This is a genomic window from Streptomyces sp. NPDC060209, assembly GCF_042728155.1.
In the GTDB taxonomy this organism is placed as follows: Bacteria; Actinomycetota; Actinomycetes; order Streptomycetales; family Streptomycetaceae; genus Streptomyces.
Window position 1 is genome coordinate 1 of the sequence record NZ_JBHWZS010000249.1, and the last position, 12511, is coordinate 12511.

12 protein-coding genes are annotated in these 12511 nt (G+C 69.8%); 1 reads left to right on the forward strand and 11 read right to left on the reverse strand.

Annotated features, from left to right (window positions below; all coding sequences use genetic code 11):
- Positions 1 to 31 precede the first annotated feature (31 nt).
- From rpoZ to pyrR, 11 genes are all read right to left on the reverse strand, one after another.
- Entirely contained in the window at positions 32 to 304 is a 273-nt protein-coding gene (gene rpoZ / locus ACFWFI_RS32835) for a DNA-directed RNA polymerase subunit omega (protein ID WP_003970369.1), read from the reverse strand.
- Positions 305 to 405: 101 nt separating this feature from the next.
- The gene (gene gmk / locus ACFWFI_RS32840) at positions 406 to 1023 is read right to left on the reverse strand and encodes a guanylate kinase (RefSeq protein WP_387397378.1); all 618 of its coding nucleotides are present in this window, start codon (positions 1021 to 1023) and stop codon (positions 406 to 408) included.
- Positions 1024 to 1061: 38 nt separating this feature from the next.
- On the reverse strand, positions 1062 to 1385 hold the full coding sequence (locus ACFWFI_RS32845; RefSeq protein WP_018524251.1) for an integration host factor: 324 nt from the start codon (positions 1383 to 1385) through the stop codon (positions 1062 to 1064).
- 244 nt (positions 1386 to 1629) lie between these two features.
- Entirely contained in the window at positions 1630 to 2469 is an 840-nt protein-coding gene (gene pyrF, locus ACFWFI_RS32850) for an orotidine-5'-phosphate decarboxylase (RefSeq protein WP_387397381.1), read from the reverse strand.
- Positions 2466 to 3575, reverse strand: coding sequence for a quinone-dependent dihydroorotate dehydrogenase (locus ACFWFI_RS32855; RefSeq protein WP_387397383.1), 1110 nt, complete (start codon positions 3573 to 3575; stop codon positions 2466 to 2468). The genes pyrF and ACFWFI_RS32855 overlap by 4 nt, the downstream gene beginning before the upstream one ends.
- A 60-nt stretch (positions 3576 to 3635) precedes the next feature.
- Positions 3636 to 6944 (reverse strand): carbamoyl-phosphate synthase large subunit, encoded by a 3309-nt coding sequence (gene carB, locus ACFWFI_RS32860; protein WP_387397385.1) that lies wholly within the window; start codon positions 6942 to 6944, stop codon positions 3636 to 3638.
- Complete coding sequence (gene carA, locus ACFWFI_RS32865) at positions 6937 to 8079, reverse strand: glutamine-hydrolyzing carbamoyl-phosphate synthase small subunit (RefSeq protein ID WP_387397388.1); 1143 nt, start codon at positions 8077 to 8079, stop codon at positions 6937 to 6939. The genes carB and carA overlap by 8 nt, the downstream gene beginning before the upstream one ends.
- A complete protein-coding gene (locus tag ACFWFI_RS32870; RefSeq protein WP_387397391.1) occupies positions 8076 to 8690 on the reverse strand; it encodes a PH-like domain-containing protein in 615 nt (204 codons plus the stop codon). Before ACFWFI_RS32870 ends, carA begins: the two co-directional genes overlap by 4 nt.
- On the reverse strand, positions 8687 to 9973 hold the full coding sequence (locus ACFWFI_RS32875) for a dihydroorotase (RefSeq protein WP_387397393.1): 1287 nt from the start codon (positions 9971 to 9973) through the stop codon (positions 8687 to 8689). Before ACFWFI_RS32875 ends, ACFWFI_RS32870 begins: the two co-directional genes overlap by 4 nt.
- Before the next feature lie 2 nt (positions 9974 to 9975).
- Positions 9976 to 10992: an aspartate carbamoyltransferase catalytic subunit gene (locus tag ACFWFI_RS32880; protein WP_387397396.1), complete on the reverse strand. Its 1017-nt coding sequence runs from the start codon at positions 10990 to 10992 to the stop codon at positions 9976 to 9978.
- A 90-nt stretch (positions 10993 to 11082) separates the two neighbouring features.
- Positions 11083 to 11667 carry a bifunctional pyr operon transcriptional regulator/uracil phosphoribosyltransferase PyrR gene (pyrR, locus tag ACFWFI_RS32885; protein ID WP_387397399.1) on the reverse strand — a complete coding sequence of 195 codons (585 nt, stop codon included), beginning with the start codon at positions 11665 to 11667 and terminating at the stop codon, positions 11083 to 11085.
- Between the two features lie 221 nt (positions 11668 to 11888).
- On the opposite strand from pyrR, the gene bldD reads away from it, so the two are divergent.
- Entirely contained in the window at positions 11889 to 12389 is a 501-nt protein-coding gene (bldD, locus tag ACFWFI_RS32890) for a transcriptional regulator BldD (RefSeq protein ID WP_014157378.1), read from the forward strand.
- Positions 12390 to 12511: the final 122 nt, after the last annotated feature.

The window sequence follows — 12511 nt, forward strand, 5'->3', positions numbered from 1 at the left end:
GTGAAGGTGCGTTTCCTGCGTGCCGCCTGTATTACTGCGCGGGGCCCTCGATGGCCTCGGAGGTCAGCAGGCCCGCGTTGATCTCGCGGAGCGCGATCGAGAGCGGCTTCTCGTGCACGTGGGTGTCGACGAGCGGACCGACGTACTCAAGGAGGCCTTCACCGAGCTGCGAGTAGTACGCGTTGATCTGACGCGCGCGCTTGGCGGCGTAGATCACAAGGCTGTACTTCGAGTCGGTGGCCTCGAGGAGCTCATCAATCGGCGGGTTGATGATGCCCTCGGGCGTGGTGATGGAAGAGGACACTCTCTGCCTTCCGAAGGGGATAGAGATCAAAGAGATCTTTGATCATGCTGGTTCCGCAGTAGTGATGCTCTGCGTCCGCGGACGTGTAGGGACCGGTGAGGTCAGTCGTCGGTACCGCGGAGGCCGGAAGCCTGCAGCATCAACGTTAGCAGCTCGCGTGCCACGTCCTCGACGGAGGTGTTGACGAGCGTCGTATCGAACTCCGCCTCCGCGGCCAGCTCGACCTTCGCCGCCGCGAGTCGCCGCTCGATCACGTCGGGCGCCTCGGTCCCGCGGCCGGTGAGCCGGCGCACCAGCTCGTCCCAGCTGGGCGGCGCGAGGAAGACGAGCTGCGCCTCGGGCATCGACTGGCGGACCAGCCGTGCGCCCTGCAGGTCGATCTCCAGCAGCACCGGCTCGCCCGCCTCGAGGCGGTCGAGCACGGCCCGGCGGGGCGTGCCGTAGCGGTTACCGGCGAACTCGGCCCACTCCAGCAGTTCGCCGTTGGCGATCAGCTTGTCGAACTCCTCGTCGTCCACGAAGAAGTAGTGGACGCCATTGCGCTCGCCGGGGCGGGGCTTACGGGTCGTGGCGGACACCGAGAGCCAGACCTCGGGGTGAACCTTGCGCATATGAGCGACGACCGTGCTCTTGCCGACCCCTGAGGGGCCGGAGAGCACGGTCAGCCGCGGACGTACGTCCGGGGGTGCGGGGGACGTCCCCCGGGATGTTGCAGCCATGGGGCGATTATCCAGGTTCTCAGGAGTGCCTGAGAACGTCAGGCGGCGCTGCCGCCGAACTCACGCTCCAGGGATGCGATCTGGTTGGAGCCAAGACCCCGGACCCGGCGGCTCTCGGAAATGCCGAGCCGCTCCATGATCTGCTTGGCGCGGACTTTGCCCACGCCGGGCAGGGACTCGAGAAGAGCGGAGACCTTCATCTTACCGATGACGTCGTTCTCCTGGCCCGACTTGATGACCTCATGGAGGGAGGCACCGGAGTGCTTGAGTCGATTCTTGACCTCGGCCCGCTCCCGGCGAGCCGCGGCGGCCTTTTCGAGCGCGGCTGCGCGCTGTTCAGGGGTAAGGGGCGGAAGAGCCACGCCTACGTCACCTCGGATGTCGATCTGTCGGATACGGACCGGTGAGGAACCTGACAGCCCCACACCTGGTGAGCAACGAACAACCTGTGCTCGTTGGCTCTCGACGGAGACTAGCGGCCAAGGCCGCCTGAGTCAGCGAGAACAGCGGAAAAGTCCTGGTCAGCCTCAACCGACCAGGACATTTCGGCCATAACAACCCGGAATTTTGGTCAGGATTCCGTCAACAGGCTGTTACGTGGCATGGTCAGCTTTCTGAGACGGCCGTTCGGACCTCGTCCGCGAACCGTCCGGCGGCTTCGCGCAGCCCTGACGCGTCCGGTCCGTGGCGCAGCACGCCCCGGCTCACGCTGGGCACGACATTGCCCACCGCGGCGCCGAAGACGCGGGGAAGATCCGCGGGGGTGGCACCCTGGGCGCCGATGCCGGGGGCGAGCAGCGGACCGTTGATCGACAGATCGGCGCCGGCGTCCCCGAGCGTGGCGCCGACCACCGCACCGACTGAGCCGAGCGGCGTCGCACCCGCGTTCTCGGCGGCCATGTGGTCGAGCATCAGCTGGGCCAGCGACCGCCCGTCCGCGGCGGTGGCGCGCTGGACCTCCGCGCCCTCCGGGTTGGAGGTGAGGGCGAGCACGAAGACACCCGAGCCGGAGACCTCGGCGGCGTCGAGCGCCGGGCGCAGCGAGCCGAAGCCGAGGTACGGCGAGACGGTGACCGCGTCGGAGAACAGCGGCGAGTCCTTGTCGAGGTAGGTGGCGGCGTAGGCGCCCATCGTGGAGCCGATGTCGCCGCGCTTGGCGTCCATGAGCACGAGGGCTCCCGCCGCCCGGGCCTCTTCGACGGCCTTCTCCAGCACCGCGATGCCGCGCGAACCGAAGCGCTCGAAGAACGCGGACTGCGGCTTGAGCACGGCGACCCGGTCGGCCAGCGCCTCGACGACCGTGCGCGTGAAGCGCTCGAGGCCCGCGATGTCGTCGTTCAGGCCCCAGGAGGTGAGCAGGGAGGCGTGCGGGTCGATGCCGACGCAGAGCGGCCCACGGGTGTCCATGGCGTGGCGCAGGCGCGCACCGAAGGGTTCAGGGGTCACTGCATGACCTTCCGTGTCTCGGCGCCGACGGCTTCGGCGAGGGTGGCGTACGGGGAGGCGGCCAGCCGGGCGGCCAGACCCTTGTGGATCGCGCGGGCGTAGAAGGGGCCCTCGTAGATGAAGGCGCTGTAGCCCTGGACGAGCGTGGCACCGGCCAGGATGCGCTGCCAGGCGTCCTCGGCGTTCTCGATGCCCCCGACACCCACCAGGGTGATCCGGGTCCCCACACGGGCGTACAGGCGGCTCAGGACCTCCAGGGAGCGCTCCTTGAGGGGCGCGCCGGAGAGTCCGCCGGTCTCCTCGACCAGGGCGGCGTCGGACTTCAGGCCGAGGCCGTCGCGGGCGATGGTGGTGTTGGTGGCGATGATGCCGTCGAGACCGAGCTCGACGGCGAGGTCGGCGACCGCGTCGACGTCCTCGTCCGCGAGGTCCGGGGCGATCTTGACGAGCAGGGGGACACGCCGGTCGGTGACGGTGCGGTCGGCGGCCTCGCGCACCGCGGTGAGCAGCGGGCGGAGCGCCTCGGTGGCCTGGAGGTTGCGCAGACCGGGCGTGTTGGGGGACGAGACGTTCACCACGAGGTAGTCGGCGTGGGCGGCGAGCCGCTCGGTGGACTTCACGTAGTCGCCCACGGCTTCGGCCTCGGGGACGGCCTTGGTCTTGCCGATGTTGACACCGACGGTCGTACGGAAGACGGGGGTGCGGGCGGCGAGGCGCTCCGCCACGGCCGCCGAGCCCTCGTTGTTGAAGCCCATGCGATTGATCAGGGCCCGGTCCGCGACCAGGCGGAACAGGCGCTTCTTGGGGTTGCCGGGCTGCGGCTCGCCCGTGACCGTGCCGATCTCGATGTGGTCGAAGCCGAGCATGGACATGCCGTCGATCGCGACGGCGTTCTTGTCGAAGCCGGCCGCGAGCCCGAAGGGGCCGTGCATCCGCAGGCCGAGCGCCTCGGTGCGCAGCTCCTTGTGGCGGGGGGCGAGCGCGGCGGCGACGAAGGTGCGCAGCACGGGGGTGCGGGCGGCGAGGCGGATCCAGCGGAACGCCAGGTAGTGGGCCTGCTCCGGGTCCATCCGCTTGAAGACCAGCTGGAAGAAGAGTTTGTACATCACGGTGTCCTCATGAAGAGGGGGACACCGTTTCCGGTGTCCCCCTGCTGGGCCTGGCTGCTAGTCGCGGGCCGCGGTCAGATGTTCGGCGTGTTCCTGGAGGGAACGTACGCCGACGTCGCCGTGGTTGAGCGCGTCGATGCCCTGGACGGCGGCGGCGAGCGCCTGGACCGTCGTGAGGCACGGCACGGACCGGGCCACGGCCGCGGTGCGGATCTCGTAGCCGTCGAGCCGGCCGCCCGTTCCGTACGGCGTGTTGACGATGAGGTCGACCCCGCCGTCGTGGATCAGCTGGACGATGGTCTTCTCCCCGTCGGGGCCCTCGCCCTCGGACTGCTTGCGCACCACGGTGGCGTTGATGCCGTTGCGCTTGAGCACCTCGGCGGTGCCGGAGGTGGCGAGCAGCTCGAAGCCGTGGGCGACGAGTTCGCGCGCCGGGAAGATCATCGAGCGCTTGTCGCGGTTGGCGACGGAGATGAAGGCGCGTCCCTTGGTGGGCAGCGGGCCGTACGCACCGGCCTGCGACTTGGCGTACGCCGTGCCGAACACGGAGTCGATGCCCATGACTTCACCGGTGGAGCGCATCTCCGGGCCGAGGACCGTGTCGACGCCGCGGCCGTGGATGTCGCGGAAGCGCGACCACGGCATGACGGCCTCCTTGACGGAGATCGGCGCGTCCAGCGGCAGGGTGCCGCCGTCGCCCTGCTTCGGCAGCAGCCCCTCCGCGCGGAGCTCCGCGACGGTCGCGCCCAGCGAGATGCGGGCGGCGGCCTTCGCGAGCGGGACCGCGGTCGCCTTCGAGGTGAAGGGGACGGTCCGCGAGGCGCGCGGGTTCGCTTCGAGGACGTAGAGGATGTCGCCGGAGAGGGCGAACTGGATGTTGATCAGCCCGCGGACGCCGACGCCCTTGGCGATGCCCTCGGTGGAGGCCCGCAGCCGCTTGATGTCGTAGCCGCCGAGGGTGATCGGGGGCAGTGCGCAGGCGGAGTCGCCGGAGTGGATGCCGGCCTCCTCGATGTGCTCCATGACGCCGCCGAGGTAGAGCTCGGTGCCGTCGTAGAGCGCGTCGACGTCGATCTCGATCGCGTCGTCGAGGAAGCGGTCGACCAGGACCGGCCGGGTGGGGCTGATCTCGGTGGACTCGGCGATGTAGGAGGAGAGGCGGGCCTCGTCGTAGACGATCTCCATGCCGCGTCCGCCGAGCACGTACGACGGGCGTACGAGGACCGGGTAGCCGATCTCGTCGGCGATGGCCTTGGCCTCGGCGAAAGTGGTGGCGGTGCCGTGCTTCGGGGCCGGCAGGCCGGCCTCGGCGAGTACACGGCCGAAGGCGCCGCGGTCCTCGGCGGCGTGGATCGCCTCGGGGGACGTCCCCACGACGGGCACGCCGTTGTCCTTGAGGGCCTGCGCGAGGCCGAGCGGCGTCTGGCCGCCGAGCTGGACGATGACGCCGGCGATCGGGCCGGCGAGCGACTCGGCGTGGACGATCTCCAGGACGTCCTCGAGCGTGAGCGGCTCGAAGTAGAGCCGGTCGGAGGTGTCGTAGTCCGTGGAGACGGTCTCCGGGTTGCAGTTGACCATCACGGTCTCGTAGCCCGCGTCGTGCAGGGCGAAGGAGGCGTGGACGCACGAGTAGTCGAACTCGATGCCCTGGCCGATGCGGTTCGGGCCGGAGCCGAGGATGATCACCGCCGGCTTGGTGCGGGGCGCGACCTCGCTCTCCTCGTCGTAGCTGGAGTAGAAGTACGGCGTCTTCGCGGCGAACTCGGCGGCGCAGGTGTCGACCGTCTTGTAGACCGGGCGGATACCCAGCGCGTGCCGGACCTCGCGCACGACGTCCTCGCGCAGGCCGCGGATCTCACCGATCTGCGCGTCGGAGAAGCCGTGCCGCTTGGCCTCGGCGAGCAGGTCGGTGTCCAGGCGTTCGGCTGCGGCCAGCTCGTCGGCGATCTCCTTGATCAGGAAGAGCTGGTCGACGAACCAGGGATCGATCTTCGTGGCGTCGAAGACCTCTTCCTGGGTGGCGCCCGCGCGGATCGCCTGCATCACGGTGTTGATGCGGCCGTCCGTGGGGCGGACCGCCTCGGCGAGCAGCTCGGCCTTGTCGCCGGTCTCGCCGGTGAAGGCGAACTGCGAGCCCTTCTTCTCCAGGGAGCGGAGGGCCTTCTGCAGTGCCTCGGTGAAGTTGCGGCCGATCGCCATGGCCTCGCCCACCGACTTCATGGTCGTGGTGAGGGTGGAGTCGGCGGACGGGAACTTCTCGAAGGCGAAGCGCGGGGCCTTGACGACGACGTAGTCGAGAGTCGGCTCGAAGGAGGCCGGCGTCTTCTCGGTGATGTCGTTGGGGATCTCGTCCAGCGTGTAGCCGACGGCCAGCTTGGCGGCGATCTTGGCGATCGGGAAGCCGGTGGCCTTGGAGGCGAGCGCGGAGGAGCGGGAGACGCGCGGGTTCATCTCGATGACGATGACCCTGCCGTCGGCGGGGTCGATGGCGAACTGGATGTTGCAGCCGCCGGTGTCGACGCCGACCTCGCGGATGATCGCGATGCCGACGTCACGCAGCCGCTGGTACTCACGGTCGGTGAGCGTCATCGCCGGGGCGACCGTGATGGAGTCGCCGGTGTGGACGCCCATCGGGTCGAAGTTCTCGATGGAGCAGACGACCACGACGTTGTCGTTCTTGTCGCGCATCAGCTCCAGCTCGTACTCCTTCCAGCCGAGGATGGACTCCTCCAGGAGCACCTCGGTGGTCGGCGAGAGCGTGAGGCCCTGTCCGGCGATGCGGCGCAGCTCCTCCTCGTCGTGGGCGAAGCCGGAGCCGGCGCCGCCCATGGTGAAGGAGGGGCGGACGACGACGGGGTAGCCGCCGAGGGTGTCGACGCCCGCGATGACGTCGTCCATGGTGTGGCAGATGACGGAGCGGGCGGACTCGCCGTAGCCGATCTTCTCCTTGACGGCCGCGACGACTCCCTTGAAGAGGTCGCGGTCCTCGCCCTTGTTGATGGCCTCGACGTTGGCGCCGATCAGCTCGACGCCGTACCGCTCCAGGACACCGTTCTCGTGCATGGAGATCGCGGTGTTGAGCGCGGTCTGGCCGCCCAGGGTCGGGAGCAGCGCGTCGGGGCGCTCCTTGGCGATGATCTTCTCGACGAACTCGGGGGTGATCGGCTCGACGTACGTGGCGTCGGCGATCTCCGGGTCGGTCATGATCGTCGCCGGGTTGGAGTTCACCAGGATGACGCGCAGGCCCTCGGCCTTGAGTACGCGGCAGGCCTGGGTGCCGGAGTAGTCGAACTCGGCGGCCTGCCCGATGACGATCGGACCGGAGCCGATGACCAGGACGGACTGGATATCGGAGCGCTTAGGCACGCTGGCCCTCCATCAGGGTGACGAAACGGTCGAAGAGGTACGCGGCGTCGTGCGGGCCCGCGGCTGCTTCGGGGTGGTACTGGACGCTGAAGGCCGGCTGGTCGAGCAGCTGGAGCCCTTCGACGACCTGGTCGTTCAGGCATACGTGGGAGACCTCGGCGCGGCCGAAGTCCGTGTCGGAGACCTTGTCGAGCGGAGCGTCGACGGCGAAGCCGTGGTTGTGCGCGGTGACCTCGACCTTTCCGGTCGTGCGGTCCTGCACGGGCTGGTTGATGCCGCGGTGGCCGTACTTCAGCTTGTAGGTGCCGAAGCCGAGCGAGCGGCCCAGGATCTGGTTGCCGAAGCAGATGCCGAAGAGCGGGGTCTTCCGCTCCAGGACACCTCGCATGAGGGAGACCGGGTGGTCGGCGGTGGAGGGGTCGCCGGGACCGTTGGAGAAGAAGACTCCGTCGGGCTCGACCGCGTACACCTCCTCCAGGGTGGCGGTGGCCGGCAGGACGTGCACCTCGATGCCGCGCTCGGCCATGCGGTGCGGGGTCATGCCCTTGATGCCGAGGTCGATCGCCGCGACGGTGAACTTCTTGGTGCCGACCGCGGGGACGACGTACGCCTCCTTGGTGGCGACCTCGGCCGCGAGGTCGGCGCCGGCCATCTCGGGGGCCTGGCGGACCTTGGCGAGCAGTATGCCTTCGTCCTGGAGGGCGTTCCCGGAGAAGATGCCGACGCGCATCGCGCCGCGCTCGCGCAGGTGGCGGGTGAGCGCACGGGTGTCGATGCCGCTGATGCCGACGACTCCCTGGCTCGTGAGCTCCTCGTCCAGCGACCGGCGGGAGCGCCAGTTGGAGGGCACCCGGGCGGGGTCGCGCACCACGTAGCCGGAGACCCAGATCCGCTTCGACTCGGGGTCCTCGTCGTTCACGCCGGTGTTGCCGACGTGCGGGGCGGTCATGACGACGACCTGGCGGTGGTACGAGGGGTCGGTCAGCGTCTCCTGGTAGCCGGTCATGCCGGTCGAGAACACCGCCTCTCCGAAGGTCTCCCCCACGGCCCCGTAGGCGCGGCCGCGGAAGGAGCGGCCGTCCTCCAGAACGAGTACGGCGGGAGCTTTTCCGGCTCCCCGGGTGGAGATCGTCATCGTGCGGTGCCTTCCGTCGTGCTGGTGGTGGTGCTGGTGAGGTGGTCGCCGGGCGCGCCGGCGAGGTGGTTGACGGCGTCGACCCACGCCTGGTGCTCGGCCGCCCGGTCGGAGCGGAAGCCCGAGTCGATCAGCTGGTCGCCGTGCGCCCAGGTGATGACCAGCAGGCCGCCCTCGGGGAGGACCTTGCCGGCGAGTGCCTTGTCGAGCCTGGCCTCGCGCAGGGCGGAGGCCGGTACGAAGAAGTCGGCGGCGCCGGGGCGCACGACGTCGAGGCCCTGCGCGGTGAGGGTCAGCTCGGCCCGGCTGCGGGTGCCGAGGCCGTGAGCCACGATCCGGTCGAGCCACTGCCCGGCGGTCGTCGACGCGTGGTAGCGGCCGGTCAGCGTGAGCAGTTCCTCGCCGTCCGCGAACCCGTCCGGGGTGGTCGCGAGCTCGGGCAGGCCGGACTGCAGGCTCCCCCGCCACTTCCATCCCTGGCGCATCAGCCAGTAGACGAACGCGATGAAGACGACCAGTCCGAGGACCCAGCTGATGCGGGCGGACCAGTCCGTCACTTCGGCCGACTTCTGGTCGGCGGCCAGCTGGTATAGGGGGTTGAGTGTTGTCACGCGAGCTTCCCGTCGACGACCGTGGCACGGCCCCGCAGGAAGGTGTGGGTCACTCGGCCGGGCAGCTCGCGACCCTCGTACGGAGTGTTGCGGCTGCGGGAGGCGAAGCCCGCGGGGTCCACAGCTCCACGGTATGCCGGATCGAGCAGAGTGAGGTTGGCGGGCTCACCCGCCGAGACGGGCCGGCCGTGTCCTTCGAGCCTGCCGATGGCCGCGGGGCGGAACGACATGCGGTCGGCGACGCCCGCCCAGTCGAGGAGCCCGGTGTCCACCATCGTCTGCTGGACCACGGAGAGCGCGGTCTCGAGGCCCACCATGCCCATGGCCGCGGCGGCCCACTCGCAGTCCTTGTCCTCGTGCGGGTGCGGTGCGTGGTCGGTGGCCACGCAGTCGATGGTGCCGTCGGCGAGGGCCTCGCGCAGGGCCATGACGTCGGCCTCGGTGCGCAGCGGCGGGTTCACCTTGTAGACGGGGTTGTAGGTCCGTACGAGTTCATCGGTGAGCAGCAGGTGGTGCGGGGTCACCTCGGCGGTGACGTTCCAGCCCTTGGACTTGGCCCAGCGGACGATCTCCACGGAGCCGGCGGTCGACAGGTGGCAGATGTGCACCCGGGAGTCGACGTGCGCGGCGAGCAGGACGTCGCGGGCGATGACCGACTCCTCGGCGACGGCGGGCCAGCCGCCGAGGCCGAGCTCGGCCGAGACGACGCCCTCGTTCATCTGGGCGCCCTCGGTGAGGCGGGGCTCCTGGGCGTGCTGGGCGACGACTCCGTCGAAGGCCTTCACGTACTCGAGCGCGCGGCGCATGATCACGGCGTCGTCGACGCACTTGCCGTCGTCGGAGAAGACCTTCACCCCGGCGGCGGAGTCGTGCATGGCGCCGAGCTCGGCGAGCTGCTTGCCCTCCAGGCCGACGGTGACGGCGCCGACGGGCTGCACGTCGCAGTAGCCGGACTCCTTGCCGAGCCGCCAGACCTGCTCGACGACACCGGCGGTGTCGGCGACCGGGAAGGTGTTGGCCATGGCGTGGACGGCGGTGAAGCCGCCGACCGCGGCCGCCTTGGTACCGGTGAGGACGGTCTCGGAGTCCTCGCGTCCGGGCTCACGCAGATGGGTGTGCAGGTCGACGAGACCGGGCAGCAGGATCTGGCCGGCCGCCTCGATCACGGTGGCGTCGCCGGCCTCGATGCCGGTGCCGACCTCCGCCACGGTCTCGCCGTCGATGAGGACGTCCTGCGGCTCGCCGCCGAGGACCTTCGCACCGCGGATCAGGATCTTGCTCATGGTTACTTGTTCTCCTCGGTACGGGCGGCGGCGGACGGCAGGGCGGTCTCTGAACCGCCCAGCAGCAGGTACAGGACGGCCATGCGGGTGGAGACACCGTTCGCGACCTGCTCGACGGCGGTGCAGCGGTCGGAGTCCGCGACCTCGGCCGTGATCTCCATTCCGCGGACCATCGGGCCGGGGTGCATCACGATGGCGTGTTCCGGCATCCTCGCCATGCGTTCGCCGTCCAGGCCGTAGCGCCGGGAGTACTCACGCTCGGTCGGGAAGTAGGCGGCGTTCATCCGCTCACGCTGCACACGAAGCATCATGACCGCGTCCGACTTCGGCAGCACGTCGTCGAGGCGGTAGCTGACGTCGCAGGGCCACTGCTCGACGCCGACGGGCACGAGGGTCGGCGGGGCCACCAGGGTGACGTGCGCACCGAGCGTGTGCAGCAGGTGGACGTTGGAGCGGGCCACGCGGCTGTGCAGGATGTCGCCGACGATCGTGATCCGGCGGCCTTCGAGGTCTCGGCCGATTCCCGCGTCGGGCCCGACCAGCCGGCGGCGCATCGTGAACGCGTCCAGCAGTGCCTGGGTGGGGTGCTCGTGCGTGCCGTCACCGGCGTTGACGACCGCGCTGTCGATCCAGCCCGAGGTCGCGAGGCGGTACGGGGCCCCGGAGGCGCCGTGCCGGATGACGACCGCGTCGGCACCCATGGCCTCCAGGGTGAGGGCGGTGTCCTTGAGCGACTCGCCCTTGGAGACGGACGAGCCCTTCGCGGAGAAGTTGATCACGTCGGCGGAGAGGCGCTTCGCGGCGGCCTCGAAGGAGATCCGCGTCCGGGTCGAGTCCTCGAAGAAGAGGTTGACGACCGTTCGTCCACGCAGGGTGGGAAGCTTCTTGATCGGCCGGTCCGCGACCCTGGCCATCTCCTCGGCGGTGTCGAGGATCAGGACGGCGTCGTCGCGGGTGAGGTCTGCGGCCGAGATGAGGTGGCGGGGAGTCCGGGGGTTGTCTCCGGGAGGGCGCAGCATCTGGGAGTCTCCGTGAAGGGTGGAGGGATCAGGCAGGCGGGCGTGCGGAAGCAGCCGTGCGGCCGGTGGTGCGCACGGGACGGGACTCGGCTACTGCTCGCCTGCCGGGACGGTCTGCTTGACGCCGAGCAGCACGGCGTCGCGGCCGTCCTCCTCGGCGAGCTGGACCTTGACCGTCTCCCGCAGCGACGTGGGGAGGTTCTTGCCGACGTAGTCGGCACGGATCGGGAGTTCGCGGTGGCCTCGGTCGACGAGGACCGCGAGCTGTACGGCACGTGGCCGGCCGATGTCGCCGAGCGCGTCGAGTGCGGCGCGGATCGTGCGCCCGGAGAAGAGAACGTCGTCGACGAGCACGACGAGGCGGCCTTCGATGCCCTCACCGGGGATCTCGGTGCGTGCCAGGGCACGCGCGGGGCGCATCCGCAGGTCGTCGCGGTACATCGTGATGTCGAGCGACCCGACCGGCGTCTTCCGGCCGGTGATCTCTTCGAGCTTTTCGGCGAGCCGACCGGCGAGGAAGACCCCTCGTGTCGGAATGCCGAGCAGCACCACGTCGTCGGCGCCCTTGGCGCGTTCGACGATCTCGTGGGCGATTCGGGTCAGTGCCCGGGCGATGTCGGGAGCCTCGAGAACGGGGCGTGCCGCATTGCCGGTGTGGTCATGCTGTGCGTCCATAAGAAACGGACCTCCTTCTCCGCCTCACTGGACGGACGTTAAAGGACGTCGAAATTGCGTCATCAACGTTACCAGGGCTTGTGCGAGACCCTGGCCCCGCCCCCAGGAGGTGGCAGTCCGGACCTTTCGGCTTGACGCAGCCAAGTAACGCTGCGTAACCTCACAGTGAGTTACCAGCCACGCGGCCCAGCCGCAGAATGTTCCAGCGTCCGGGGAGCCTTATGTCCAGCGAATACGCAAAGCAGCTCGGGGCCAAGCTCCGCGCCATCCGCACCCAGCAGGGCCTCTCCCTCCACGGCGTGGAGGAGAAGTCGCAGGGCCGCTGGAAGGCCGTCGTGGTCGGTTCCTACGAGCGCGGCGACCGCGCCGTGACCGTGCAGCGCCTTGCCGAGCTGGCCGACTTCTACGGAGTTCCGGTGCAGGAGCTCCTGCCCGGTACGACCCCCGGCGGTGCCGCCGAGCCGCCGCCGAAACTGGTCCTCGACCTGGAGCGCCTCGCCCACGTGCCGCCGGAGAAGGCCGGACCGCTGCAGCGTTACGCGGCGACGATCCAGAGCCAGCGCGGCGACTACAACGGCAAGGTGCTCTCGATCCGCCAGGACGACCTGCGCACCCTGGCCGTGATCTACGACCAGTCGCCGTCCGTGCTCACGGAGCAGCTGATCAGCTGGGGCGTTCTGGACGCCGACGCGCGTCGCGCGGTCGCCCACGACGAGGGCTGACCAGCCCCACGAAAAACGTACCGCCGGGTAGGCGGGGCCTCCGGCCCCGCCGGCCCGGCGTTTTCGTGTCCGGGCAGCCTCACCGGCCGGGCCGGTACGCCGAAGGGCCCACGGTCGCATCG